Here is a 26,157-nt window from a genome sequence, read left to right as displayed (position 1 = left end):
AGATGAGGTCTTTGTGACAGCGCCGTCAACCTTTGTTTCCGGCAATTCTTGGCGAATTTACGGTGCGCGGCTGAATATGGGGGCGAAGCGCATACTATTGAAGACGGCGGTGATGATTGGCCAGGCATTCGTGGTGCCGCATGCGCCGCTGGCTGCCATGCCTGAAACCTGCCTTGGGAAAATATTCCTTTTTTTGGTGTGGGTTGTCCGCCGAAGATAGCCAGCGGTTAAACCTCGTACTTTGTTGCCGATAGAAAATTCGTCGCCGGCAGAGATCTCCGGCAGTCGTTGCAAGCCCTTGTTGCTTGAGGATTATTTCAGGTTCGTACTTGCTCATTCGGTGCACGCTGTAATATTGAATTTATCCATCATTACTCGACGAAGGGTTGCGTTTTCGACATGACGGTTTTTACGATTTCGCCCGGTGAGTTCCACGCCGACATTCCTGCGGGCAGCTATGGCGAGATCACCGTCGTGGCCAATGGGAAAGGAGCCAACGAATTGTGGCTTCTCGGCGATGTCAGAGTCTCTCAACTCATGCTGACGCCGGCTGCGAAATCGATTTCGCTGATCATGGGCAATCATCATCTGCGCGGCACAACCGGGAACGACACGTTCGATTTGACTGGTGTCGGATACTGCGAGAGCGCGTATGCGATGGAACTTGATGGAGGCAACGATCTGTTTCGCGCTGGGCTTGGCGGCGTGTGGGTAGATGGTGGCAGCGGCAATGACGTAATTTATGGCGGAGTGAGTGCGGATAGATTGCTTGGCGGTGCGGGTGGTGATTCCATCTATGGCGGCGGTGGCTATGACAAATTGTCCGGTGGCGCCGGTGCCGATGTCTTTGTCGCTGCCCTGCGCCGCAGGGGCGTGGATAACGATAGCCAGAATACAATCTCCGACTTCGCTCCAGGCGTGGACAGGATCGATATCTCTTCCTATGGCGTGTCCAGCTTTCGTCAGCTTCAGTTCATTCTCGAATCGAAATCAGGTGGTGACACCTATTTCGAGGCGAAATTCGGCGAAGCGTGGAACAGCTTCACGATCAAGGGGGTGACTAAAGCAAAGCTGAGCGCTGGCGACTTCATTTTCCATACCGGGAGTGCGCGCGACGTTTTGGGGACAGATTTTTCCGATCGTCTGTTTGCGGCCTCCGGTGGCTCGACGCTCAAAGGGGGGCTCGGCAACAACGATCTCTTCGGCGGGACTGGTGCAGACGTTTTCGTCGCTCCCACACGCAAGGAAATTGCGAATGACGGCGACACAAACACGATCTTTGATTTCGATTTGGGGACTGACAGGATTGACGTGTCGGCCTACGGTATTTCCAGCTTTGGGCAGCTTCAGCATATCCTGGAGACAAGATCCAAAACCGATGCATATTTTGAGGTAACCTTCCGTTCATTCACGAGCGGATTTGTTCTCAAGGGTATAGCTGAGGATCAGCTCAGCGCCCGTGATTTCATCTTCTACGCTGGAAGCGTCAAGCAAGTCGTCGGCAACTATTACAACGATCAGTTGTTTGCCGGCTCTCGCGGTTCGATCTTGAAGGGACTGGGCGGGAGCGACACACTGTTCGGCGGTGCTGGAAACGACAGACTGGATGGAGGCAGCGGCGTCGACACTCTCTACGGTGGAAAAGGAGACGACGTCTATGTCGTCGATGATTTCGGCGATGTGACCATCGAAAAGGCACGTGAGGGCACTGACCTCGTTATATCCTATTCAAGCAATATAAAGCTGGCTGACAATATCGAAAATCTCGTCTTGAGGGGCGACGACGAGTTCAGTGATGGTGAAGGCAACGATCTCGCGAATGTCATTACCGGCAATATCAAGGGTAACTCGCTCAGGGGGCATGGCGGTAACGATACCTTGAACGGCGGCGCGGGGCGTGACACGCTCGAGGGTGGTGCCGGCAACGATACGCTGAATGGCGGTTCCGGGATCGACGAGATGGAGGGTGGCGACGGCGATGATGTCTATATCGTCGATGAGAAATATGACTCGATATATGAAGACTGGGAGGCTGGTATCGACCTCGTTAAGGCTTCGTTTAGCTACACGCTGGGTTGGAGCGCCGTCGAAAATCTGATTTTGACGGGGACCGGCAATATCGATGGCACTGGCAACGACTACGCCAACACCATCAAGGGAAACTCCGGAAACAACCTACTCAAGGGGAATGGTGGCCACGACATCCTGTTCGGCGGTGCGGGCAACGATATGCTTGACGGCGGTTCCCTCGATGACGGTATTGGCATCGATCGAATGTATGGCGGCACGGGAGACGACAGCTATCTCGTTGGCGAGGCCGGCGACAGGGTGATCGAGAGAAAGGGAGAGGGGATCGACAGCGTGGAAGCCTGGATCAGCTACACGCTGCCAGCCAATGTCGAGAACCTGACCTTGAAAAATGCAGGCGACGCAGACGGCACCGGCAACCAGCTGGCCAACATAATCGTCGGTGGCCGGCGCGAAAACGTGCTGAAGGGCATGGCGGGCGACGACACGCTTGTGGGCGGCCGCGGTGCAGACGACCTCTACGGCGGCACCGGCAAGGATACCTTTGTCTTCACCTCGGCAAAGGATTCGACGACGTTTACGTCGGGTCGCGATACGATCTCAGACTTTTCCCACAAACAGGGTGACCGTATCGACCTCTCAGGTATCGACGCGAGGTCTTCGACCGCGAGAAACGACGCCTTCGCCTTTGTCGGGGCCAAGGAATTCTCGAAGAAGGCCGGCGAGTTGCGCTTCGAGAAGAAGGTGGGCGAAACCTACATCCATGGCGACGTGGACGGTGACGGGAAAGCCGACTTCTCCATCAAGCTCGATTCTGCCCTAGCGCTGGTGAAGGGCGACTTCATTCTCTAGGTGAGGGCCACGACGCACTGCGATGTTCATAGGAAGCGAGGCACTGGAGAAATTCGGTGCCCCGTTGCGTTCGGGCTCGGCGTTCATCCCGCCGCATCGTCGTGGAAATGGTTGTAAACCAGCCGCGCGACGCTCTCGGAAATGCCGGAAACGGCCATGAGGTCGGCCATGGCGGCGCGGGAGACGGCTTTGGCGGTGCCGAAATGCTGGAGCAGGGCGCGCTTGCGCGTCGGGCCGATGCCGCCGATCTCGTCCAGCGGGTTTTTGACCATTTCCTTCTTGCGCCGGGCGCGGTGCGAGCCGATGGCGAAGCGGTGGGCCTCGTCGCGCAGGCGCTGTACGAAATAGAGCACGGGGTCGCGCGGCGGCAGGGAGAAATCGGGGATGCCGCGCATGAAAAAGCGCTCGCGGCCGGCCTCGCGGTCGGCGCCCTTGGCGACGCCGATGGCGACGACCTGGTCGGTGATGCCGAGCTCCTCGAGAATGGCGCGCACCGCCGTCATCTGGCCCTGGCCGCCGTCGATCAGGATGACGTCGGGCCAGGCGGGGAAGGGCAGGTCGGTGGCATCGGCGCTCTGGTCCGCATTGCGATCCGGCAGGCCCTCTTCCTTCATCAGGCGGGAGAAGCGCCGGGTCATCACTTCCTTCATCATGCCGAAGTCGTCACCCGGGGTGATATCGGTCGATTTGATGTTGAACTTGCGATACTGCCCCTTCACGAAACCTTCGGGCCCCGCCACCACCATGCCGCCCACGGCATTGGTGCCCATAATGTGCGAGTTGTCGTAGATTTCGACGCGGCGCGGCACGGTGGGCAGCTTGAAGGTTGCGGCAAAGCCTTCGAGCAGGCGCGACTGCGACGCCGTTTCCGCCAGTTTCCGACCGTGCGCCTCGCGGGCATTGGCCACGACATGATCGACGAGATCCTTCTTTTCGCCGCGCTGCGGCACCGAAATGGTCACCTTGTAGTTCGAGCGCTCAGAAAGCGCCTCCGAGAGAAGGTCGATCTCCTCCACCGGTTCGGACAGCAGGATCTGTCGCGGACAGGGCTTGTCGTCGTAGAACTGGGCGAGGAACGCATTGAGCACTTCCGAGCCGGAAAGCTGCGGGTCGGCCTTGGGGAAATAGGCGCGGTTGCCCCAGTTCTGCCCGGTGCGGAAGAAGAAGACCTGGATGCAGGAAATGCCGCCCTCGTGGTGAATGGCGAAGACGTCGGCCTCCTCCACGCCCGCCGGGTTGATGCCCTGGTGGCTCTGGACGTGGCTGAGGGCCGCCAGCCGGTCGCGATAGACGGCGGCGCGCTCGAAATCGAGGTCCTGCGAGGCGGCGTTCATAGCCTCGGCGATGTGCGCCTTCACGTTCTGGCTTTTGCCCGAGAGAAAGTCCTTCGCCTCCTGCACCAGTTCGGCGTAGTCGGCATCGCGGATCTCGTTCGTGCAGGGGCCGGAACAGCGCTTGATCTGATAGAGCAGGCAGGGCCGCGTGCGACTTTCGAAGACGCTGTCGGTGCAGGTGCGCAGCAGGAAGGCGCGTTGCAGCGAGTTGATGGTGCGGCCGACGGCGCCGGCGGAGGCGAAGGGGCCGAAATAGTCGCCTTTGCGGCTGCGTGCGCCACGATGCTTGAAGATTGCCGGCGCCCGGCTGTCGCCGGTCAGCAGGATATAGGGAAACGACTTGTCGTCGCGCAGGAGCACGTTGAAGCGCGGGCGCAGGCGCTTGATGAGGTTGGCTTCCAGCAGCAGCGCCTCGGTCTCGGTGCGCGTGGTGACGAACTCCATGTTCGCCGTCTGGCGCACCATCTGCGTGAGGCGGTTGGAATGCACGCGGCCCTGCGCATAGTTCGACACGCGCTTCTTCAGGCTGCGCGCCTTTCCGACATAGAGCACGTCGCCATCGGCATTGAACATGCGGTAGACGCCGGGGCTGTTCGGCAGGCGCTTGACGAAATGCTGGATCAGGTCGGCTCCGATGACGCCTTCCGGCACATCGCCGCCCTCGTTCCAGTCGATGCCGGGCGTGGCGACGAGGCGCGCACCGGCGCTCGCCGCCGGGCTCTCCTGAAGCTCCTCGTCGTCGTCCGGTTCGTTTTCGTCATAGAGGATGCCGCCATCCTCCACCTTCCGGCCGTTCATTCGGCGTTCTCCGCGACATCGGGTGTTTCCCAGGCGAGATGCTGTCCGCCATCGAGCGCTATCATTTGCCCCGTTATGGACGGTGTGTCGAACAAAAAGCGAACTGTACGGCCGAATTCGCCCAGATCCGGTCCACGACGCAGGATCAGGCCCTCGACCTGCGCCTGGAAGGCGGCATCGTCCTGCCGCTCGTTCGGCAGCGATGGCCCGGGGCCGATGGCATTGACGCGCACGTCGGGCGCAAAGCTCTGCGCCATGGTGCGCGTCGCCATCCACAGGGCGGATTTGGAGAGCGTATAGGAATAATAACGCGGCGTCGGGTTCCAGACGCGCTGATCTATGATGTTGACGATCGAGCCGGCGGAGCCCGACGGCAATTGGCGAACGAAATCGCGGGCGAGAATCGACGGCGCCTTCACATGCACGGAAAAATGCCGGTCCCACAGCGCATCGTCGAACTCGCCCACCGTGTCCGGCTGGAAGAGGGAGGCGTTGTTGACGAGAAGGTCGAGCGGCCCGACCGCCGCACGCGCGGCATCGACAAGCCGCGCCGTCGCCGCGCCATCGGAAAGATCGCACTGCACCACGGCCGCCTGCTGGCCGCGCGCCAGAATTGTAGCGGCGAGCGTTTCCGCTTCTTCGGCAGACGCATTTGCATGGATGGCGACGGCAAAGCCGTGCGCCGCGAGATCCTCCACGATGGCCTTGCCGATGCGTTTCGCGCCGCCCGTCACGAGGGCCGTCTTCAAGGGTTTCTTCAACAAAAGTCCGTCCTGCCGATTCATTTGATTAACCGGCCCAAGATATAGACATCCCAGCGCAGGCTTAAACTCCCCATGACAATTGGTTGCGGAAAAATTAACCGCAAAAGGCATTTCAAAGTAATTTGAAGTATATTTTACCGTTTTCCTTGGATTTGGAAATCATGGTTAACGATTCGCCTGGTGCTCAAAAGTCACATCCAAATTGTGCCACTGCTCTGCCACAATCATTTCACATTTTGGCTCTTTCAATTCCTCAATCTTTATTCAATTTCACCTCAACCGGGCGGGACTGAATTGGAAATGACGACGCCCGACAGCCTCCCAAGAGAGGGCGTCGTTTAGTAAAGGAGAATATCATGCGTACACTCATCGCCACCCTCATCGCTTCGACCGTTTCGATCGTCGCTTTCCAGGCCGCACACGCTGCCGATGCCATCGAAGACGTTCCGCAGGCTCCGGCCGCTGAATATGTCGAGCCGGTTGCATCGGGCAACTGGGCCGGCGCTTACGCCGGTGGTACTGCCAGCTGGCAGCGCGGTGACTTCCAGCGCCAGGGCGACGCCAAGGCCAATGGCATGGGCGGCGGCATCTACGGCGGCTACAACATGCAGAGCGGCCAACTGGTTTACGGCGGCGAAGCCGACCTGAACTACTCGGGCGTCGACTCCAAGGGCAATGGCCTCTCGGCCAAGCAGGGCGTCAACGGCTCGCTGCGCGGCCGCGTCGGCGTCGACCTGAACCCGGTTCTCGTCTACGGCACCGCCGGTGTTGCTGCTACCAACACCGAAATGAGCAACGCTGCCGGCAAGGACAAGAACACGTCGGTCGGCTGGACGGCCGGTGCCGGTGTCGAAGCCTTCGTGACCAACAACGTCACGGCGCGCGTCGAATACCGCTACAGCGACTACCAGGGCAAGAACTACAACCTCGGCGGCACGAACGTGAAGTCGGACTTCCAGGACCACGCCGTTCGCGTCGGTCTCGGCGTCAAGTTCTAAGCCTTAACGGTATCGGAATACGGAAAGGCCGGGCGAAAGCCCGGCCTTTTTGTTTGCCGTCTGAAAGAGGCAAAAACCGCTCAATCCTTGAACTTCGCATAATCGGGGAAAACGGCCTCGAAGCGCGTCAGGAAACGCTTCAGCTTCGGCCGTCCGCGCTGCCATTTGCCGGCAAAGCGCAGTTCGATGTAGCGCAGCATGGCGGCGAGCGCGAAATGGCCGGCATTCGGCTTCTTGGCGAGACGCGGCATGTTGGCCTCGAGATGATCGAGCGCCCGCCCGGCCTTTTCCCACTGCCGGTCGATCCAGGGCTGGTGCACCTTCTCCTCCGGCCGCGAGCGGCGCTCGTAGACGATGGCGAGCAGGCAATCGCAGATGCCATCGGCGGTCGCCTCGAGCACGTCGACTTCCGTGCGCTTGGCGGCATTGCGCGGATAGAGCGAGCCGCGCGTCTGGCGGTCGATATAGTTCATGATCGCCCGGCTGTCGAAGACCGCGACGCCGTCGTCGGTCACCAGCGCGGGGATTTTTCCCAGCGGATTGGCGGCAAGCAATTCGGCCGGGTCGGCATTCGTATCGGTGGAAATCGCTTCGGCGGGAAGTCCGGCATAATGCGCGGCCATGCGTACCTTGGTGGAGTAGGGCGAGGTGGTGGAGTAGAAGATCTTCATGGGCAGGTCCTGTGCTCTCTGGATTGAAGCATGCCCCTCAACCGAAGCCGATTTGAGGAGCATGTCAGCGGATGGGCGGCTGTTCGATGGATTTGGCGCGGCATGCGGCACGGTCGACTTCGGGGCAGGGGCGGAAGGAAAGGTCCGGCGTCATGCAGATGCGAACCTCCTCCAGTTGCCCGCCGGCGCAGGTGACGGCGATACCCTTTCGGTCGAGGCCGGGATTGGCGGAGACGAGCGCCTGTTCGATTTCGTCGGGCGACAGGCGTGTGCCGTTGCGTTCGGGCTCCAGACCTTCGGGAATGCGGACACGCTCCCGGGCTGCGCGCGTCACGGCAAAATAGTCCTTCTGGCTGAGGCCGGAACAGCTGCCGTGTTTGCGCCACTGGTGGCCGACGAGGCCCATGGAGGGAATGATGTCGAGCACGGTGCGGCCAAGGGTTTCCGGCACCCGGTCGGATTCGCGCGTCCGGCAGAACTCCGGATAGCCCCGGTCGTTCTGCGGCCAGAGCCCATGCACGATGAAGCCGTTTTCGTTGCCCCTGCGGCACTGCTGCGTCCGGCCGCCGGCATCGTTCTCCGCGCACCAACTCGGCGACCAGGAGAGCGAGAGGACGTAGAAGTCGAAACCCTTGCCGACGGGAACCTGTGCCCGGGTTTGCGGCACCTTTCGGCTTTCCGCCGTGCGCGGTTTTTCGGCCGGTTTTTCCTCGCTGCAGCCGGCAAGGGTAAACAGGCCGGCAAGGGCCAGCCAGGCGGATCGGGTGAGGAGGGAGGGCAACCGTCTCATCGTTCGGCGGGTGCAGGCAAAGGCGTCATTGATGTCTCCCGGTTCGGCGCGCGATTGTTGCCGCCGAACGGCAAAGGTCAAGAGGCCATCGTCTCGCCCGTAATCCAGAACGACCGCGCGGAGGCGAAACGGTCCTGTGCCAGGCGCTCCTTGAGGAAGGGCAGGAGCACGTCGAGCTCCTGCTTCAGCGTATAGGGCGGATTGACGACGATGAGGCCGGAACCCGTCAGGCCCGTCGTTTCCCGGTCGCTTTTCACCGAAAGCTCCGCGCAAAGCATTTTGGCAATGCCCGTCTCCTTCAGCGCCTTGTGGAAGGCGGCGACGGGGGCGTTCTTCTTGAGTGGATACCACAGGCAATAGACACCGCCGGCAAAGCGCCGCACGGCCTTTTCCAACCCGTCGACAAGCCGCTCGTATTCACCTTCGATCTCGAAGGGCGGGTCGACCAGCACGATGCCGCGCTTCTCCTTCGGCGGCAGATGCGCGCCGAGCGACAGCCAGCCGTCGAGATGGGTGATGCGGCTCTGGAAATCGTTGTCGAACAGCCGGTGCAGGGTTTCAAAATCGTCCGGATGCAACTCCATCGCCGAGAGGCGATCCTGCGGGCGAAAGAGCATGCGGGCGAGTTTTGGCGAGCCGGGATAATGGGTTAGCCCACCATGCGGATTCAGTTCATGAATCACCTTGAGATAGGGTTCAAGGATCTCCGTCACGGGCGCAGGCATGTCTTCGGCAAGCAGCCGGCCGATACCGTCGAGCCATTCGCCCGTCTTCTGCGCCTCCTGGCTGGAGAGGTCGTAGAGGCCGCTTCCGGCATGGGTGTCGAGCACGCGAAACGCCTTGTCCTTGGCCTGCATGTAGACGACGAGGCGGGCGAGCACGGCGTGCTTCAGAACGTCGGCAAAATTGCCGGCATGATAGATATGACGGTAGTTCATGCGATCCCCGCGACGCGGTCAGCGATCATCCGCAATGATGCGACGATGAATTGTTGCGATGGTAGAATGATTTGCCTTTTGGCACCTTGCGCTCTGCAATATAGAAAAGCCATGAACGTTGCGACCCCCCATCTCGGAAAACCGCGTATCGGCCATTCGGCCTGTCCGCATGACTGTCCCTCCACCTGCGCCCTCGATGTCGAGATCGGCGCCGATGGCCGCATGGGGCGTGTCAAGGGCAGCGCCGACAACAGCTACACGGCCGGTGTCATCTGCGCCAAGGTCGCGCGCTACGCCGAGCGGCTCTACCATCCCGACCGCCTGATGAAGCCTCTGGTGCGCAAGGGCGCCAAGGGCAGCGGCGAATGGGCCGACATTTCCTGGGACGCCGCGCTCGACGCCATCGCGGAAAATTTCGTCAAGGCCGAGCAGGCCCATGGCGTGGAGGCCGTCTGGCCCTACTACTACGCCGGCACGATGGGCCTCGTGCAACGCGATTCCATCGAGCGCCTGCGCCACGCCAAGCGTTATTCCGGCTTCTTCGACAGCATCTGCACCAACCCGGCCTGGACCGGCTTCACGATGGGGGCGGGCACCTTGCGCGGCCCAGATCCGCGCGAAATGGCGAAGTCCGATTGCGTCGTGATCTGGGGCACCAATGCGGTCTCCACGCAGGTCAACGTGATGACCCACGCGATCAAGGCCCGCAAGGAACGTGGCGCCAAGATCGTCGTCATCGACATCTACGACAACCCGACGATGAAGCAGGCGGATATCGCGCTGAAACTGCGCCCCGGCACGGATGCGGCGCTCGCCTGCGCCGTCATGCATGTCGCCTTCCGCGACGGCTATGCCGACCGCGCCTATATGGAGAAATTCGCCGACGATCCCGCCGGTCTCGAAGCGCATCTCGTCACCCGCACGCCGCAATGGGCGGCCGCGATTACCGGCCTTTCCGTCGAGGAGATCGAAGCCTTCGCGGCCCTCGTCGGGCGCACGAAAAAAAGCTTCTTCCGCCTCGGCTACGGCTTTACCCGCAGCCGCAACGGCGCGGTCTCCATGCATGCGGCGCTCTCCATCGCCACGGTGCTCGGCTCCTGGCAGTATGAAGGCGGCGGCGCATTCCACAGCAACTCGGCCATCTTCCACCTGCGCAAGGCGGAACTGATGGGCATGAAGTTCGTCGATCCCGATATCCGCACGCTCGACCAGTCGCAGATCGGCCGCATCCTGACCGGCGATGCCGTGGCTCTGCGCGACCGCGGCCCCGTCACCGCCATGCTGACCCAGAACACCAACCCGGTGAACGTCGCGCCCGAGCAGCGCCTCGTCAAACAGGGCTTTTTGCGCGACGATCTCTTCGTGGCCGTGCACGAGCAGTTCATGACGGATACGGCGAAACTCGCCGATATCGTGCTGCCCGCGACGATGTTCGTCGAACATGACGACATCTATCGCGGCGGCGGCCACCAGCACATCATCCTCGGCCCGAAGCTCGTAGAGCCGCCGGCGACGGTGCGCACCAATCTCTTCGTCATCGAGGAACTGGCAAAGCGCCTCGGCGTCAGCGACATGGCCGGTTTCGGCCTTTCGGAGCAGGAGCACATCACCCGGATGCTGCCCTACTACGAAACGGACTTCGACGGACTGAAGGAAGACAAGTGGATCGATTGCCAGCCGGATTTCGAGGCTGCGCATTTCGCCAAGGGGTTTGGCTTTCCCGACGGAAAATTCCGCTTCCGCCCGGACTGGACGAACACGCCGGCCCCCAACAAGCCGCCGAAAGTGCTCGGCGCCTTCGGCCCGCACGAGGCGCTGCCGATCTTCCCCGACTATGTCACGGTCATCGAAGTCGCGGACGAGACGCACCCGTTCCGCCTCGGCACCTCGCCGGCGCGCACCTTCCTCAATTCCACCTTCACGGAGACGAAGGGCTCGCGCGAGCGTGAGGGGCGGCCGGAGGTGATGATCCATCCCGACGACGCCGCCGCTGGCGCGATTGCGGACGGCGATATCGTCCAGCTCGGCAATGTCAGAGGCGATATCCGCCTGCACGCCAAGGTCACGGAGAGCGTGAAGCCGGGCGTGCTGATCGCCGAGGGCATCTGGCCGAATTCCGCCCATCTCGACGGCGAGGGCATCAACGTCCTGACCGGTGCCGATCCCGTTGCCCCCTATGGCGGCGCCGCCTTCCACGACAACCGTGTCTGGCTGCGCAAGACGGTCTGATGTTTCAAGACAGGGATTTTTCATGACGGCCAATGCTTCGTCCGCCATTCGCATCGTCGACCAGCAGACGGTGTGGAAGCGCTTCATCCATCTCCAGACGCTCGTGCTCGAACAGACCCGCGCCGACGGCCGCGTCGAGTTCCTCGACCGCGAGGTGCACGACCACGGTGCTGCCGCCACCGTGCTGCTCGTCGATCCCGTCAGGCAGTCGGTGGTCTTCGTGCGTCAGTTCCGCCCCGGCGCGTTCTACGGCGGCCATCCCGATGGTTTCCTGCTCGAAACGCCGGCCGGCCTGCTCGATGATGACGCTCCCGAGGAGGCCGCAAGCCGCGAGGCTCTGGAGGAGACGGGCTATGCGGTGCGCGGCATCCGCCATCTCTACGACATGTATTCCAGCGCCGGCACGCTCACCGAGCGCGTCAGCTGCTTTGCCGCCCATATCGACGCGTCGAAGCGCGACGGCAAGGGCGGCGGCGTCGAGGAAGAAGGGGAGGATATCGAAGTCGTCGAAATGCCGATCGACGAAGCCTATGGCCTGATCGCCTCCGGTGTCATCATCGATGCGAAAACCATCATGCTGCTGCAATGGCTGATGCTGAACCGGAGCGAATTCGCTCCGGCCTAGGCAAGATTACCCCAGCGAAAGCACAGCTTGTGCCGGATCGGTGCCGCCGGGCAATGTGCCGGCGGCAAAACCGGCGAGAGCCCGGCGATAGAGCGCGTGCTCCTGCACGAGAACCCGTGCGGCAAGGCTGTCCGCGCTGTCGCCGCCAAGGATAGGCACGACCGCCTGCGCGAGGATCGGACCTTCATCCATGCCCGCATCGACGAGATGCACCGTGCAGCCGGACACCCGCATGCCAGCATTGATGGCACGCTGATGGGTGTGCAGGCCCGGAAAGAGCGGCAGCAGGGACGGGTGGATGTTGAGGATGCGGCCTTCGTAGGGGCGGATGAAATCCGCGCTCAGGAGGCGCATGTAGCCGGCGAGGCAGAGAATGTCCGGTCGATAGTCCGCAAGTGCCGCAAGGATTGCCGCCTCATGCGCGTCCTTGCCGGCAAAGTCCCTGCGCAGGAAGCTGCGGGTGGGGATGCCCAAGGCCTCGGCCTTGGCGAGCCCGCCGGCATCGGCCTTGTCGGAGAAGACGGCGACGATCTCCGCCGGAAAGTCCGGCGCCTCGGCCGCCTTCGCCAGAGCCAGCATGTTGGAGCCGCCGCCGGAGATGAAGGCGACGACGCGCTTGCGGGCCGGGCTCGTCATAGGGCGAGGGTGCCCTTGTAGATCGTGCCGGCGGCACCCTCTTCACGCGCGACCATGCGGCCGAGGCGGAAGACGCTTTCGCCTTCGCCGGTCAGGACCGCAGCCACGTCGTCAACCTTGTCGGCCGGCACGACGGCGATCATGCCGACGCCGCAGTTGAAGGTGCGCAGCATTTCCTTGGCTTCCACGCCGCCGGTCCTGGCGAGCCAGGAGAACACGGCCGGCGCCTTGACGGCGTCGAGGTCGATCTCGGCGGCAAGGTGCTTGGGCAGCACGCGCGGAATGTTTTCCGGGAAGCCACCGCCGGTGATGTGCGCCAGCGCCTTGATGGAGCCCGTCTCGCGGATCGCCTTCAGAAGCTGCTTCACATAGATCTTCGTCGGCGTCAGCAGGGCTTCGCCGAGCGTCTTGCCATCCGCGAACGGTGCCGGCGCATCCCAGGCAAGACCCGAGAGCGTGACGATCTTGCGCACCAGCGAATAGCCGTTGGAATGCACGCCCGAGGAGGCAAGGCCGAGGATGACGTCGCCTTCGGCGATATCGCCCGATGGCAGCAGCTGGCCGCGCTCGGCGGCACCCACGGCAAAGCCGGCGAGGTCGTAATCGCCATGCGAATACATACCGGGCATTTCGGCCGTCTCGCCGCCGATCAGCGCACAGCCGGCCTGGCGGCAGCCTTCGGCAATGCCCTCGACGATCGCCGCGCCCTGATCCGGGTCGAGCTTGCCGGTGGCGAAGTAGTCGAGGAAGAAGAGGGGTTCGGCGCCCTGTACCACGAGGTCGTTGACGCACATGGCGACGAGGTCGATGCCGACGGTGTCGTGGCGATCCGCATCGATGGCGATCTTCAGCTTGGTGCCGACGCCGTCATTGGCGGCGACGAGCACAGGATCCTTGAAGCCGGCGGCCTTCAGGTCGAACAGGCCGCCGAAGCCGCCGATCTCGCCATCCGCGCCGGGGCGGCGCGTCGAGCGCACGGCCGGCTTGATCTTTTCGACCATCAGGTTGCCCGCGTCGATATCGACACCTGCATCGCTATAGGTCAGACCGTTCTTTTCCGACTGGCTCATGCTCTCGTCTCCGGCTTGCGCGCTGTTCGCGCCCGATTGGCATGGCGGGACTGCAAGTGCAAGACGAATGCCGGGAAGTCAGGGCTTTTTTCACCGATTTACCCGTGACGGTGGCCCATTCACCCTCCGAGCCTTGACCGCAATCCGCCCCGCATCCTATCTCCATCCCGTAGCGGCGACGATAAAAATATGAGGAAGAGCGCGATGGCAGCCCATATCAGCGGTGCGGGTTTGAAACGGCAGGTGATCTTCTGGCTCATCGCCTTTGTTTTCTTCGTGCTGTTCCTGCTCGTCTTCAGCGATATCCTGCTGCCCTTCATCGCCGGCATGGCGCTCGCCTATTTCCTCGATCCGGTCGCCGACCGGCTGGAGCGCATGGGCTTGAGCCGCATGATGGCGACGGTGGTCATCCTCGTCGCCTTCGTCATTCTGTTTGCTCTGTCGCTGATGATCGTCATCCCGCTGCTCGCCACGCAGGCTGCGGAATTCCTGGAGAAACTGCCCGGTTACGTCACGCAGCTCCAGGAACTGGTGGCCAATTTCAATCCCAATCTGCTGCCCACCTGGATCAGCAGCCAGATGGGCACGATCAAGCAAAGCTTCTCCGCCATCCTCGCGGAAGGCGCGGGTTTCCTCGGCACGGTGTTCAAGCAGGTCTGGAACTCCGGCATGGCGCTGGTCAACATCGTCTCGCTGTTCGTCATCACGCCTGTCGTCGCCTTCTACCTGCTGCTCGACTGGGACCGCATGATCGCCAAGGTTGACAGCTGGGTGCCGCGCGACTATGTCGGCAATGTCCGCCAGATCGCGACCGAGATGGATGCGGCAATCGCCGGCTTCGTGCGCGGGCAGGGCTCGATCTGCATCATCCTCGGCCTGTTTTACGGCATCGGCCTGTCTTTCGCGGGCCTCAATTTCGGCCTGCTGATCGGCCTTTTCGCCGGCCTCATCAGCTTCATTCCCTATGTCGGCTCGCTGGTCGGCCTGGTACTCGCGATCGGCGTGGCCATCGTGCAGTTCTGGCCGGAGTACTGGATGGTCGTGCTGATCGCCGCCATCTTCTTCTTCGGCCAGTTCATCGAGGGCAATATCCTCCAGCCGAAGCTCGTCGGCTCGCGCGTCGGGCTGCATCCGGTCTGGCTGATGTTCGCACTCGTCGCCTTCGGCGCGCTGTTCGGCTTCGTCGGCCTGATGATCGCCGTGCCGGCCGCCGCCGCGGTGGGCGTGCTTGTCCGCTTCGGCCTGTCGCGCTACCTTGACAGCGATCTCTACTACGGTCGCAGCAAGCCCGTTCTCCTCGAAGAGAGCACTCTGGAAGATTGAACGGTTGCAGACGAGTACCCGAGTAAAGCCATGACTTCGCACAAGACCGCCGAGCAGCTGCCGCTCGCCTTCGGACACGACCCCGCAACGGGTCGCGACGACCTCCTGATCGCCGAGCCCGTCGATGCGGCGGTCGCGATGATCGACGCCTGGCCGCACTGGCCGGCGCCCGTCGTCATCATCGCCGGCCCCGTGGGCTCGGGAAAGTCCCATCTCGCCGCCATCTGGCGCGAAAAGGCCGGTGCCGTTTTGATCGAGGCAAAGGCCGGGACGGGTGCGGAAGAGGCGGCCGAACACGGCCCCGTGCTGATCGAGGATGCCGACCGCGCTGGCTTCGACGACCGCACGCTCTTCCACATCATCAACAATGTGCGCCAGCACGGCCACACGCTGCTCATCACCTCCAGGCTCTGGCCGATGTCCTGGCCGGTCGAGCTGCCGGATCTGCGCTCGCGCCTCAAGGCGGCGACCGTCGTCGAAATCGGCGAGCCCGACGACGAATTGCTGTCACAGGTCATCGTTAAGCTCTTCGCCGACCGGCAGCTCTTCGTCGAAGACAAGCTGGTCGTCTACATGGTCGCGCGCATGGAGCGTTCGCTGGAGGCGGCGCAGACGCTGGTGGAGCGGCTCGACCGTCTGGCGCTTGCCCGCGGCAGCCGCATCACGCGAACGCTGGCGCAGGAAGTGCTCGGCGAGATGGTCGGCGGCGGCGATTTCGCCGAGTAAACGGGGCGGCCCGGATTGACTGTCACAGTTCTGTCGTCAAACTGGGCTAAGCGCTTCGTAAAAAAGTAGAAATCGTTCCCGTCCTGTATGACGGCAACCTGGGCGGACTTCTCATGGAAACAGCGAACCCCGACCATTCCCACGAAAATTCCGTCGAAGACGCGAAGCCGGAAGTGCCCGGTATCGATGTCAAAGCCCTGATGGCGAGCCCCGAGCGCTTCATCAACCGCGAATTCTCCTGGCTGCAGTTCAACCGCCGCGTTCTCGAGGAGACGCTGAACACCGCCCATCCGCTGCTCGAGCGCGTGCGCTTCCTGTCGATCTCGGCGGCCAACCTCGACGAATTCTTCATGGTGCGCGTCGCCGGCCTGGAAGGCCAGGTGCGCCAGGGCATCGCCATGCGCAGCCCGGATGGAAAGACGTCCGCCGAACAGCTCGACGATATCCTGAAGGAGATCGACAATCTCCAGATGGAGCAGCAGGCCTCGCTTGCCGTGCTCCAGCAATATCTCGCCAAGGAAGACATCCTGATCGTCCGCCCGACGGCGCTTTCGAGCGACGACAAGGTGTGGCTGCAGCAGGAATTCACCCAGTCGATCTTCCCGGTGTTAACGCCGCTCTCCATCGATCCGGCGCACCCGTTCCCCTTCATCCCGAATCTCGGCTTCTCGATCGGCCTTCAGCTCGACAGCACCATGGGCAAGGAGCCGATGACGGCGCTCCTGCGCCTGCCGGTCGCGCTCGACCGCTTCGTCCGCCTGCCGGATTCCAAGGGCGCGATCCGCTACATCACGCTCGAAGACGCCGTCGGTCTGTTCATCGGCAAACTTTTCCCCGGCTATATCGTGCGCGGCTCCGGCACGTTCCGCATCATCAGAGACAGCGATATCGAAGTGGAGGAAGAGGCCGAAGATCTCGTGCGCTTCTTCGAGACCGCGCTGAAGCGCCGCCGCCGCGGCTCGGTCATCCGCATCGAGACGGATTCGGAGATGCCGGAATCGCTGCGCCGCTTCGTGGTCGGCGAACTCGGCGTGCCGGACAATCGCGTCGCCGTCCTGCCGGGCCTGCTTGCCCTCAACACGCTGTCGGAAATCACCAAGGCTCCGCGCAACGATCTTCGGTTCGAGCCCTACAATGCCCGATTTCCCGAACGCGTCCGTGAACACGCCGGAGACTGCTTCGCCGCTATCAGAGAAAAGGACATGGTCGTCCACCACCCTTACGAAAGCTTCGACGTGGTGGTCCAGTTTCTTCTCCAGGCTGCGCGCGATCCTGACGTTCTGGCGATAAAGCAGACACTCTACCGCACCTCCAACGACAGCCCCATCGTGCGTGCGCTGATCGACGCGGCCGAGGCCGGCAAGTCGGTGACGGCGCTGGTCGAACTCAAGGCCCGCTTCGACGAAGAGGCGAACATCCGCTGGGCGCGCGACCTCGAGCGTGCCGGCGTGCAGGTCGTCTTCGGCTTCATCGAACTCAAGACCCACGCCAAGATGTCGATGGTCGTGCGCCGGGAAGAGGGCAAGCTGCGCACCTACTGCCACCTCGGAACCGGCAACTATCATCCGGTCACGGCGAAGATCTACACCGACCTGTCCTTCTTCACCTGCAACCCGACCATCGCCAGCGACATGGCGAACATCTTCAATTTCATCACCGGCTACGGCGAACCCGAAGCCGGCATGAAGCTCGCCTTCTCGCCCTATACGCTGCGCCCGCGCATCCTGCGTCATATCGAGGAAGAGATCGCGCATGCGAAGAACGGCGCGCCGGCGGCGATCTGGATGAAGATGAATTCTCTTGTGGATCCCGAGACGATCGACGCGCTCTACCGGGCGAGCCAGGCCGGCGTGGACGTCGATCTGGTGGTGCGCGGTATCTGCTGCCTGCGGCCGCAAGTGCCGGGCCTGTCGGATAATATCCGCGTCAAATCGATCGTCGGCCGCTTCCTCGAACACTCCCGCATCTTCTGTTTCGGCAATGGCCACGGGCTTCCCTCCGACAAGGCGCTGGTCTATATAGGCTCCGCGGACATGATGCCGCGAAACCTGGACCGGCGGGTCGAGACACTCGTGCCTCTGATCAACCGGACGGTGCATGAGCAGGTTCTCTCGCAGATCATGTTGGGCAATCTCATCGATAACCAGCAGAGCTACGAGATTCTTGCGGACGGAACGTCCCGGCGCATGGAAGTGCAGCCCGGTGCCGAGCCGTTCAATGCTCAGCACTACTTCATGACCAATCCCAGCCTGTCGGGCCGGGGGGAAGCCCTGAAGTCCTCCGCACCGAAGGCGATCGCGGGCTGGCAAGGCCGCCGGAAGAAATAACGGATATGCATGGTCGAGTCTGAAGCCCAGGGGCGTTTGCCTGGAATTGCCCCGGTGTCGGTCGTGGATATCGGTTCCAACTCGATTCGCCTCGTCATCTACGAGGGCATGAGCCGTTCGCCGGCCATGCTGTTCAACGAGAAGGTCATGTGCGGCCTCGGCAAGGGACTTGCCCGGACCGGCCGTATGGACCAGGCGAGCGTCGAGCGTGCGCTGATCGCGCTGCACCGTTTCAAGGCCCTCTCCAGGCAGGCCCGTGCCTCCACCATGTTCGCGCTCGCGACCGCGGCGGCGCGCGAGGCGGAAAACGGTCCCGATTTCATTCATCAGGCCGAGATGATCCTCGGCCAAAAGGTGCGCGTACTGACCGGCGAGGAAGAGGCCTATTTCTCCGCGCTAGGTATCGTCAGCGGTTTCCATGATACGGACGGTATCGTCGGCGACCTCGGCGGCGGTTCGCTGGAGCTGATCGACGTCGCTGGTGGCATGATCGGCAGGGGCATCACGCTGCCGCTCGGCGGCATCCGTCTGTCGGAAGCCTCCAGCGGTTCGGCCGCGACGGCCCGCATCGTCGCGCGCAAATACCTGCGCAATGCCGATCTCCTGAAGAAGGGCGCCGGCCGCGCCTTCTATGCCGTCGGCGGCACCTGGCGCGCCATCGGCACGCTGCATATGGAGATGCAGAACTATCCGCTGCACATGATCCAGGGTTACGAACTCGGCTTCTCCGACGCCATGGATTTCCTGACGGATATCGTCACCGCCAAGGACCAGAAGGATCAGGCCTACGGCGCGATCTCCAAGAGCCGCCGCAACCTCCTGCCATTCGGCGCGGTCGCCATGCAGGAGACGATTGCCATCATGAAGCCGTCGCGGGTCTTCTTCTCCGCCCAGGGCGTGCGCGAAGGCTATCTCTATTCGCTGCTCGCCGACCGGGAAAAGGCGCGCGATCCGCTGTTGTCGGCCGCAAGCGAACTCGCCATCCTGCGCGCCCGCTCGCCGGAGCACGCCCGCGAGCTTGCCGCATGGACCGGCCGCATGATGCCGCTCTTCGGCATTACAGAAACGGAGGAGGAGCATCGCTACCGCGAGGCGGCTTGCCTGCTTGCCGATATCAGCTGGCGCGCGCACCCGGACTACCGCGGCCTGCAGGCGCTGAACCTCATCGCGCACGGCACCTTCATCGGCATCACGCATCCGGGCCGCGCCTTCATCGCGCTCGCCAATTACTACCGCTTCGAGGGGCTCAATGACGATGCGGTCAGCAGCGCGCTGGCCGGAGTCGCGACACCACGCCTGCGCGAATTGGCAAAGCTCGTCGGCGGCTTGCTGCGCATCGTCTATCTCTTCTCGGCGTCGATGCCGGGTGTGGTGCCAAATCTTGCCTTCCGCAAGTCGAGCAACCCGGATATCGACCTCGAACTCGTCGTGCCCTCTGACTATTCCGAGCTTGCCGGCGAACGCCTCGATGGCCGTTTGCAGCAGCTTGCCAAGCTGACCGGCAAGAGGCTTGCCTTCAAGTTCCTGTAAGGACGGCCATGCGAAACCCATTCGGACTGATCTTCGCTGCCAGCCTGTTTCTTGCCGGAAGCGCGATGGCGCAGGACTGGCAGGCGACCGAGCGCGTCGAGCCCTATACCGTGCAGGGAACGACGGGTCTCGAAATCTACCAGTCGATCGGTGAACGCGGCCCGAAGCTGGGTGTTGCCCGCGTCATCGCCCATACCGGCTTCAAGCTCACCTGGACGCGCAAATACGAGCGCCAGGGCAATGCCTGTGTCATCACGGTCAACAAGCCGAAGCTCATCATCACATACACGCTGCCCAAGCTGAAATCGAAGCTGTCGGAGCCGCTGAAGGGCCGTTGGGATACCTTCATGGCGGGCGTCACCGCGCATGAAAAAATCCACGGCGATTTCATCAGGGACATGGTCAAGCAGATCGAGGCGATGAGTGTCGGTTTGACGGTCGAGAACGACCCGAACTGCCAGAAGATCCGCCCGCAGCTTCAGGCCCGTCTGGGTGAACTCTCCGACGCCCAGCGCGCCCGCAGCCGCGATTTCGACACGGTCGAACTGAGCGACGGCGGCAATGTGCACCAACTGATCTTGCAGCTGGTCGACCCAAGATAGTCTGGTCTGCCGGATTTACTGCAGAGCAATCTTGCTTTTTCTTTCGTTTGGCATTTCAATTCAAGGTGGTGATTAGGTCGTTCGGAGAGGGAGAAGGAGGAGCACATGGCCATCGTCAAGACGCTGCCGTTTGGCGGGAAGGGTGCTGAAATCTGGGGGCTCCAAAGCAGGCTGTTCGTTTCGCATGATTACACCTCGACATCGGGGTCGATCATAAAGTTCCATGACGATTCCCTGAATTACGCGCTGTTCACGGGAACGAGCTTCACGGTCGTCAAGAGCGGTATGGAGATCAAGGACGTCACGAGCGGAACGGTCACAAAGTTCGACTTGGTACTCGACGGCGTCAAGATGTGGTCGTTCAGCGGGCTCGACATGTCGGCAGCCAAGTTGCTCGACTACTACATCGCCGGCAATTCCTGGCAAGTGCGGGAACTTCTGTTCGCCGGCAATGACACAATCACCGGAACTGCCTATTCTGACGAACTCTTTGGAGAAAAGGGTTCCGACAAGATCTACGGCGGTGGCGGCAACGATATCCTGTATGGAGGAGACGGTAACGACACAGTGAAAGGCGAGGCGGGCGATGATGCCCTCTACGGTAACCTTGGTAGGGATAGGCTTGAGGGCGGCAGCGGCAACGATATGCTCTATGCTCGAGGCGGCGGCGAAACGCTGATCGGTGGAGACGGTGTCGATACGGTTTCTTATATCTATGAATGGGGGGGCGTAAAGATCAGTCTCGCGTCATCTGCCGACAATGCGGGCGGCGCGCAGGGCGATACATATTCGTCCATCGAAAACCTGAGGGGCGGCGCCGGTAATGACGTGTTGATCGGCAACAGCGGCAAGAACAAGATCGACGGCGGCTCCAGCAGCAACATGCTGACGGGAGGCAAGGGGGCGGACCTCTTCGTCTTCGCCAAGAATCACTACGGAGATACGATCACCGACTTCACGGACGATGTCGACCGTATCGATCTGCGGTCCTACGATTTCGCTTCCGCCAGTTCGGTCCTCGACAAGGCCGTGCAGGTTCACGGCGATGTTGAAATCCGCATGAGCAGACTTAGTGTCCTCACCCTGAAAGATTTCAGCAAGGCGAACCTCGACGCAGGCGACTTCCTTCTCTGATTGTTCAAGCTTGTAAAGCCGGCCGATCTGTCTTGGGGGGAACGGCATTGCCCATTCGCGCGGCCTCACGGTCGAATTGGGCGACGGTGGCAATGTTCACCGATTGATCTTGCAATTGGTTGATCCTGGATAGCCTCTTTCTCCGGATTTACTGCGCGGCAATCTTGCTTTTCTTTTCGTTTGGCTCTTCAGTTCCGGATAGCGACTGGGATCGTCAGGAGAGGGGAAAACATATGGCCACCATCAAGGCGTTACCGATTAACAAGAACGGCGTGAGCACCGGGAATCTCGATATCACGCAGCTCGGCCTGTACGATTTTGCAACGACATCCGGAACGAGTGTAAGATTCTATGACGATCGTCTGGATTATTCGCTGTTCACAGGGACTGGCTTCAAGTTCGTTAAGAGCGGAATGCAAATCAGGGATGTCACGGGTGGAACGATCACGAAATTCGAGCTGTCGATCAATGGCGTGAAGATGTGGTCGTTCAGCGGGCTGGACATTTCGGCAGTCAAACTGTTCGACTATTATGCCGCAGGCAATGCCCAGGGAGCATGGGACTACCTCTTCGCCGGCAACGATACGATTACAGGAACAGCCTACAACGACACGCTGGGCGGAGGAAAGGGTTCCGACACGATCTCGGGCGGTGGCGGTAGCGACTTTCTGGACGGCATGGGGGCAAACGATACGTTGAAAGGCGAGGCCGGCGATGACGTGCTGCACGGCGGCACCGGGACCGACAAGCTCGACGGCGGTACCGGTACCGACATGGCCTCATACTACTACGCGGCGAAAGGATTGACCGCGAGCCTCTCTAAGCCTTCCGGCAACAGCGGCGATGCGAAGGGTGACACCTATTCGTCCATCGAAAATCTCGCAGGGAGCCAGTTCAACGATGCGCTAACAGGAAACTCGGGCGCCAACCTCCTTGCGGGCAATAACGGCGATGACCGGCTCAAGGGCGGCAGCGGCAACGATACGCTTGTCGGCGGCAGCGGCGGCGACACGCTGGCCGGTGGAGACGGGATCGACACGGCCTCTTATGCTTTCGCGCCAAAGGGTGTGAGGGCAAACCTTGCATCCCCCGCCGACAACACGGGCGACGCGCAGGGTGACACATACTCGTCCATAGAGAACCTGATCGGTAGCAGTTATTCCGACAAGCTGACCGGCAACAGCGGCGTGAACAAGATCGACGGCGCCAAGGGCAGCGACACGCTGACCGGTGGCAGCGGCGCGGATGTCTTCGTCTTTGCCAAGGGGTACGGGCGGGATACAGTCGCCGACTTCAAGAACAAGGTCGATCATATCGATTTGCGGTCCTACGATTTCACCTCCGCCAGCTCGGTCCTCAGCAAGGCCGTGCAGGTTCATTCGGATGTCGAAATCTGGCTGAGCAGCACGGATATCATCGTGCTGAAGGATTTCAGCAAGGCGAGCCTCGATGCGAGTGATTTCCTTCTCTGATCGTTCTGGCTCGTAGAGTCGGCCGATCTGTTCGCAGCACGTGGCAGCGTCGATAGACGCCGCCACGTGGCCAGCCTGCGTTTACTCGGCCTTCAGCAGTTCGCCGGCTTCCAGCAGCACGAACTCGTTGTCATCGGCCTTGTCCAGCGCGCGCCCGGCGGAGAAGGGCAGGTTGTTGTCGTTGCCGACGATGATGTGCGTTTCGTCGACGCGATCGACATTCTCGATCGTCAGGAACGGCATGTCGTAGAAGCCGTCGCCGCCGCCCTGGCGCTTCTTGTTGTCGGGGTCGGCGATCTTGAGGAGATCGATGTAGCCGATCTTGCGCACGGCCTTGCCGACGTTGTCGTCGGTCATGGCGATCTTGTAGATGCGCTTGACCTTGGAAGCGGTCGCAAAGCAGTCCGGCTTCGGGTCCTTCGGATCGGCGCAGGCCTTGTCGGTCGTGCCCACACCGTTGTCACGCTCGATCACCAGGGCCGTGGTGGCGTCCAGCATGTTGAAGTCGCCGATCGCCTCGCCGCCTTCGGCGAGCGGGTAAAGCCAGCTACGGCCGGTCCATGCCTTGGAGGCGACATCGAGCTCGATGATGCGCAGCGCCGGGCGGCCGTCCGCCTGCTCGACGCTCTCGCTGTCGACCCAGATCGGGCCTTCCAGCAGGCCGTAGAGCTTCGCGCCGTCCTTCGACATGGCAAGACCCTCATAGCCACCGGAGCGCTTGAGGTTGAAGACCGGCATCTTCTTCGACGGATCGGCCTGCACGGCGAGCGTCGCGTTGTCCGGCGAGGTCACCGGCTTGCCATCCACTTGCGTCGCGATGACGTCGGTCAGCTTGCCGTCCAGGTCGAACTTCAGGATGTAGGGGCCGAATTCCTCGCCAACCCAGAAACCGTCGGCAATTGGCTGGATGGATTCGACGTCGAAGTCGCCGCCGGTGAGGTAACGCTTCTCGGCACCTTCCATGACGATCGGGAAGGGCGCCTTCCTGTCCGGGTCGGAAAGGAACACGGTCTTGACCGGTTCCATCGTACCCTTATCCCAGTCGAAGCGCACGTTGTGGATCATCAGCATGGCGTCGGTGGAGTTCAGCTTGTTGCCGAAGCCGTTGTCGGAGAGCGTCCAGAACGAACCGTCCTCCATGGCCTTGATGCCGGAGAAGCCCTGCATCGGCTGGCCGTCGAAGGGCAGCGAAAGACCGGTTTCGCGCACGCCGTCCTTGCCCATAACGGTACCCAGCGCATCGACGCGCTTGCGGTCGGCCGTAGAAAATTTGCCCGACGTCTTGAGATAGTCGGCAGCATCGGCGGGGGCGGCAAGGATCGTGTTGGCCGGAAGGATGGCATGGGCCTTCAGCGTGGCCGGAAATTCCTTCTCCGCGGCGAGTGCGGCGGTCGTCATCAGAAGCGAAAGAGCAGCGGTGGTGAAAAGATGTTTGGTCATAATCGTCCTCATGGTTCGCAAAGCGACGCCGCTAGATAGGCGCCGCGCATGACCGCTGCTTGACAGTTCCTTGTCGCTTTCGTGACGGGTCATCCCGTGAGATCCCGGGTGGCAGACGATGTTCACGTCGCGGTGCTGGTTTCGGCAGAATGGTTAATTCACTCTTGATTTTTCAGGTAAAGCTTGTTCAATTCTTGGTGGAATTCTGGAGCGTCATGATAAGCTCCATGACACGGCGCTTTGCATTCTGTGGGCGCGACCGGTGCCCGGCGTAGGTTTATGCAGGAAACCGGATTGACCGGATCGCGCCTGCGGATGAGCCTTCCGCACCGCCGCGGCGGGACCGGCCTCAGGAAGAAACGGCACTGCTTTCAGGCAGCCACAAACAACGCAACGGGAGAGAACGCAGATGAGCACCATCACATCGGATGTCAGCGCGACCCTCAACGGGACGACAAGCTTCAAGGTGGGCGACGATCTCTATCAGTGGGACAACCGCTGGATAACCATGGTCGATGTGTGGGCAGACACCAATGGCCCGATGCACGAGGCCGACTTCACGCTAAGCGGCAACAAGTGGGGAAGCTATCTGCTGAAGTTCAGCGGCAATACAGACACCACGATCGTCGACAAGACGACAGGGAAGACTGACGACAATCGCGTCTATATCGATTTCATTTCCTTCGACAGCAGGGGCACAAACAAGCTGACGCTGGTCAATGCCGAGGCCGGCGTGATAAATGGTTACCGAGGGAGCGAAACGGTCAAGGTGGGCTTTTACGCCAATGCCGTGACCCTTGGCCGGGGCGACGATACGCTGACGCTGACCGACATCGGTGAAGTCGGGACCGCCATTCTCGGTCGGGGCGACGACAGGCTGATAACCACCAAGGGCCTTATCAATACGGCCGACATGGGACGCGGCAACGACTCGGTTTCCCTGGGCGTTGGTGGCGCCGATTATATCCAACTCGGGCGGGACGCCGACACGATCAAGTTCAAGGCGCTCGCCGACCCGTTCCAGAATGTCATCGTTGACGGCGGCGAGGGCATCTCCGAGGACCTGCCCGGCGCGAAGGATTCCGACACCGTCAACTTTTCTGCCTTCTCCGGACGACTGCGGATCGATCTGAACGGACGCTCCGACGTGGATACGTCCGACGGTTTCTTCACCATCCGAAATTTTGAGAACGCGATCGGTGGCAAGGGGAAGGACATTCTCATCGCCAATGACGATGCGAACCTTTTGAGGGGTGGGGCCGGTGCCGATACGTTCGTCTTTGGATCGCGGGCCGCCATCAAAGGTGACCATGTCGCCGATTTCGATCAGGGCGAAAAGGACCGTATCGATTTCTCGGATATCGATGCGAATACCGGCACCAATGGGAACCAGGCTTTCAGCTTCATCGCCAAGGCGGGGTTCAGCGATAAGGCGGGTGAATTGCGTTACATGGTGAAATCCGGCGATACCCTTGTGCAGGGCGACGCCAACGGCGATGGAAAGGCGGATTTCACGCTCACCATCGACGGGAGCTTCAGTCTCAAGGCTGGCGATTTCATTCTCTGAGAGCCTGGCAAAATTGATCTGGTTCCTGCGAAGAAAAGGCCCGTGAAGGGCCTTTTCATTGCCCGCTGGCGCCGGTAGGCGCGATGTTGAACATGCCGTTTGTTAATTCACGGCTTGATTTTTCAGGGTGGCCTTGTTCAATTGGGGGTAGATGCGGGGAAATCGTCCGGCAACGTGCCGACAGGAGCTTCTTGCGACGCGTGTCGCGCTACGGGGCAGGGGCGGTTTACCCTACAACACAAAGCCGTCTGTCATGCGGCGGCAAAGGCTACTGTTGCTGTCCGATCCGCGAGCCAACCGGAT

General features: G+C 61.5%; 20 protein-coding genes. 12 read left to right on the top strand and 8 right to left on the bottom strand.

Going from position 1 to position 26,157, the window contains the following annotated elements; genetic code table 11:
* The first annotated feature begins 399 nt into the window (after positions 1-399).
* Complete coding sequence (locus tag MUO32_RS06800) at positions 400-2,880, top strand: calcium-binding protein (protein ID WP_257947467.1); 2,481 nt, start codon at positions 400-402, stop codon at positions 2,878-2,880.
* An 83-nt stretch (positions 2,881-2,963) separates the two neighbouring features.
* Here MUO32_RS06800 and uvrC read toward each other — a convergent pair whose 3' ends face one another.
* Both uvrC and MUO32_RS06790 read right to left on the bottom strand, forming a co-directional pair.
* Positions 2,964-5,012, bottom strand: a complete 2,049-nt coding sequence (uvrC, locus tag MUO32_RS06795) for an excinuclease ABC subunit UvrC (RefSeq protein WP_257947466.1) — start codon at positions 5,010-5,012, stop codon at positions 2,964-2,966.
* Positions 5,009-5,773, bottom strand: a complete 765-nt coding sequence (locus MUO32_RS06790; protein ID WP_257947465.1) for an SDR family oxidoreductase — start codon at positions 5,771-5,773, stop codon at positions 5,009-5,011. Before MUO32_RS06790 ends, uvrC begins: the two co-directional genes overlap by 4 nt.
* 359 nt (positions 5,774-6,132) lie before the next feature.
* On the opposite strand from MUO32_RS06790, the gene MUO32_RS06785 reads away from it, so the two are divergent.
* A complete protein-coding gene (locus tag MUO32_RS06785) occupies positions 6,133-6,774 on the top strand; it encodes an outer membrane protein (RefSeq protein WP_257947464.1) in 642 nt (213 codons plus the stop codon).
* 80 nt (positions 6,775-6,854) lie between these two features.
* On the opposite strand, the gene MUO32_RS06780 is transcribed toward MUO32_RS06785, so the two are convergent.
* The 3 genes from MUO32_RS06780 to MUO32_RS06770 all read right to left on the bottom strand — a co-directional run bounded on the left by MUO32_RS06780 (position 6,855) and on the right by MUO32_RS06770 (position 9,173).
* Positions 6,855-7,445, bottom strand: a complete 591-nt coding sequence (locus MUO32_RS06780) for a glutathione S-transferase (protein WP_257947463.1) — start codon at positions 7,443-7,445, stop codon at positions 6,855-6,857.
* Positions 7,446-7,509: 64 nt separating this feature from the next.
* Entirely contained in the window at positions 7,510-8,316 is an 807-nt protein-coding gene (locus tag MUO32_RS06775; protein ID WP_374708606.1) for a ribonuclease, read from the bottom strand.
* On the bottom strand, positions 8,313-9,173 hold the full coding sequence (locus MUO32_RS06770; protein ID WP_257947462.1) for a 23S rRNA (adenine(2030)-N(6))-methyltransferase RlmJ: 861 nt from the start codon (positions 9,171-9,173) through the stop codon (positions 8,313-8,315). The genes MUO32_RS06775 and MUO32_RS06770 overlap by 4 nt, the downstream gene beginning before the upstream one ends.
* 66 nt (positions 9,174-9,239) lie before the next feature.
* Between MUO32_RS06770 and MUO32_RS06765 the strand changes: the two genes are divergently transcribed.
* Both MUO32_RS06765 and MUO32_RS06760 read left to right on the top strand, forming a co-directional pair.
* Positions 9,240-11,402 (top strand): molybdopterin-dependent oxidoreductase, encoded by a 2,163-nt coding sequence (locus tag MUO32_RS06765; RefSeq protein ID WP_374708604.1) that lies wholly within the window; start codon positions 9,240-9,242, stop codon positions 11,400-11,402.
* Positions 11,403-11,424: 22 nt separating this feature from the next.
* Entirely contained in the window at positions 11,425-12,027 is a 603-nt protein-coding gene (locus tag MUO32_RS06760) for an NUDIX domain-containing protein (RefSeq protein WP_257947461.1), read from the top strand.
* A gap of 6 nt (positions 12,028-12,033) precedes the next feature.
* On the opposite strand, the gene purN is transcribed toward MUO32_RS06760, so the two are convergent.
* Together purN and purM are read right to left on the bottom strand one after the other, a co-directional pair.
* Positions 12,034-12,663 carry a phosphoribosylglycinamide formyltransferase gene (purN, locus tag MUO32_RS06755; RefSeq protein ID WP_257947460.1) on the bottom strand — a complete coding sequence of 210 codons (630 nt, stop codon included), beginning with the start codon at positions 12,661-12,663 and terminating at the stop codon, positions 12,034-12,036.
* Positions 12,660-13,733 (bottom strand): phosphoribosylformylglycinamidine cyclo-ligase, encoded by a 1,074-nt coding sequence (gene purM / locus MUO32_RS06750; protein WP_257947459.1) that lies wholly within the window; start codon positions 13,731-13,733, stop codon positions 12,660-12,662. Before purM ends, purN begins: the two co-directional genes overlap by 4 nt.
* A gap of 204 nt (positions 13,734-13,937) precedes the next feature.
* Between purM and MUO32_RS06745 the strand changes: the two genes are divergently transcribed.
* The 7 genes from MUO32_RS06745 (at position 13,938) to MUO32_RS29285 (ending at position 22,847) form a co-directional block, all read left to right on the top strand.
* Positions 13,938-15,056 (top strand): AI-2E family transporter, encoded by a 1,119-nt coding sequence (locus tag MUO32_RS06745; RefSeq protein ID WP_257947458.1) that lies wholly within the window; start codon positions 13,938-13,940, stop codon positions 15,054-15,056.
* Positions 15,057-15,086: 30 nt separating this feature from the next.
* Entirely contained in the window at positions 15,087-15,782 is a 696-nt protein-coding gene (gene hdaA, locus MUO32_RS06740; RefSeq protein WP_257947457.1) for a DnaA regulatory inactivator HdaA, read from the top strand.
* Positions 15,783-15,895: 113 nt separating this feature from the next.
* On the top strand, positions 15,896-18,109 hold the full coding sequence (locus tag MUO32_RS06735; RefSeq protein ID WP_257947456.1) for an RNA degradosome polyphosphate kinase: 2,214 nt from the start codon (positions 15,896-15,898) through the stop codon (positions 18,107-18,109).
* 9 nt (positions 18,110-18,118) lie between these two features.
* Complete coding sequence (gene ppx, locus MUO32_RS06730; RefSeq protein ID WP_257947455.1) at positions 18,119-19,639, top strand: exopolyphosphatase; 1,521 nt, start codon at positions 18,119-18,121, stop codon at positions 19,637-19,639.
* Between the two features lie 8 nt (positions 19,640-19,647).
* Positions 19,648-20,241, top strand: a complete 594-nt coding sequence (locus MUO32_RS06725; RefSeq protein WP_257947454.1) for a DUF922 domain-containing Zn-dependent protease — start codon at positions 19,648-19,650, stop codon at positions 20,239-20,241.
* 105 nt (positions 20,242-20,346) lie between these two features.
* The gene (locus MUO32_RS06720; RefSeq protein WP_257947453.1) at positions 20,347-21,375 is read left to right on the top strand and encodes a calcium-binding protein; all 1,029 of its coding nucleotides are present in this window, start codon (positions 20,347-20,349) and stop codon (positions 21,373-21,375) included.
* A gap of 119 nt (positions 21,376-21,494) precedes the next feature.
* Positions 21,495-22,847: a calcium-binding protein gene (locus MUO32_RS29285; RefSeq protein ID WP_308311263.1), complete on the top strand. Its 1,353-nt coding sequence runs from the start codon at positions 21,495-21,497 to the stop codon at positions 22,845-22,847.
* A gap of 81 nt (positions 22,848-22,928) precedes the next feature.
* Here the strand turns inward: MUO32_RS29285 and MUO32_RS06700 are convergent, their stop codons facing one another.
* Positions 22,929-24,287, bottom strand: a complete 1,359-nt coding sequence (locus MUO32_RS06700) for an esterase-like activity of phytase family protein (RefSeq protein WP_257947452.1) — start codon at positions 24,285-24,287, stop codon at positions 22,929-22,931.
* Between the two features lie 409 nt (positions 24,288-24,696).
* Between MUO32_RS06700 and MUO32_RS06695 the strand changes: the two genes are divergently transcribed.
* Entirely contained in the window at positions 24,697-25,854 is a 1,158-nt protein-coding gene (locus MUO32_RS06695) for a M10 family metallopeptidase C-terminal domain-containing protein (protein WP_257947451.1), read from the top strand.
* Positions 25,855-26,157 lie beyond the last annotated feature (303 nt).

It is taken from the genome of Shinella sp. CPCC 101442 (assembly GCF_024704725.1).
Taxonomy (GTDB): Bacteria; Pseudomonadota; Alphaproteobacteria; order Rhizobiales; family Rhizobiaceae; genus Shinella.
Note: the sequence above shows the minus strand (reverse complement) of the source record. Positions and strands in the feature narration are given on the sequence as shown.

Bases quoted from the DNA above. Each gene is read 5' to 3' on its own strand.
- MUO32_RS06800 (WP_257947467.1), top strand. From the start codon at position 400: ATGACGGTTTTTACGATTTCGCCCGGTGAGTTCCACGCCGACATTCCT.
- uvrC (WP_257947466.1), bottom strand. From the start codon at position 5,012: ATGAACGGCCGGAAGGTGGAGGATGGCGGCATCCTCTATGACGAAAAC.
- MUO32_RS06785 (WP_257947464.1), top strand. From the start codon at position 6,133: ATGCGTACACTCATCGCCACCCTCATCGCTTCGACCGTTTCGATCGTC.
- MUO32_RS06780 (WP_257947463.1), bottom strand. From the start codon at position 7,445: ATGAAGATCTTCTACTCCACCACCTCGCCCTACTCCACCAAGGTACGC.
- MUO32_RS06770 (WP_257947462.1), bottom strand. From the start codon at position 9,173: ATGAACTACCGTCATATCTATCATGCCGGCAATTTTGCCGACGTTCTG.
- MUO32_RS06765 (WP_374708604.1), top strand. From the start codon at position 9,240: ATGATTTGCCTTTTGGCACCTTGCGCTCTGCAATATAGAAAAGCCATG.
- MUO32_RS06760 (WP_257947461.1), top strand. From the start codon at position 11,425: ATGACGGCCAATGCTTCGTCCGCCATTCGCATCGTCGACCAGCAGACG.
- purN (WP_257947460.1), bottom strand. From the start codon at position 12,663: ATGACGAGCCCGGCCCGCAAGCGCGTCGTCGCCTTCATCTCCGGCGGC.
- purM (WP_257947459.1), bottom strand. From the start codon at position 13,733: ATGAGCCAGTCGGAAAAGAACGGTCTGACCTATAGCGATGCAGGTGTC.
- MUO32_RS06745 (WP_257947458.1), top strand. From the start codon at position 13,938: ATGGCAGCCCATATCAGCGGTGCGGGTTTGAAACGGCAGGTGATCTTC.
- hdaA (WP_257947457.1), top strand. From the start codon at position 15,087: ATGACTTCGCACAAGACCGCCGAGCAGCTGCCGCTCGCCTTCGGACAC.
- MUO32_RS06735 (WP_257947456.1), top strand. From the start codon at position 15,896: ATGGAAACAGCGAACCCCGACCATTCCCACGAAAATTCCGTCGAAGAC.
- ppx (WP_257947455.1), top strand. From the start codon at position 18,119: ATGGTCGAGTCTGAAGCCCAGGGGCGTTTGCCTGGAATTGCCCCGGTG.
- MUO32_RS06725 (WP_257947454.1), top strand. From the start codon at position 19,648: ATGCGAAACCCATTCGGACTGATCTTCGCTGCCAGCCTGTTTCTTGCC.
- MUO32_RS06720 (WP_257947453.1), top strand. From the start codon at position 20,347: ATGGCCATCGTCAAGACGCTGCCGTTTGGCGGGAAGGGTGCTGAAATC.
- MUO32_RS06700 (WP_257947452.1), bottom strand. From the start codon at position 24,287: ATGACCAAACATCTTTTCACCACCGCTGCTCTTTCGCTTCTGATGACG.
- MUO32_RS06695 (WP_257947451.1), top strand. From the start codon at position 24,697: ATGAGCACCATCACATCGGATGTCAGCGCGACCCTCAACGGGACGACA.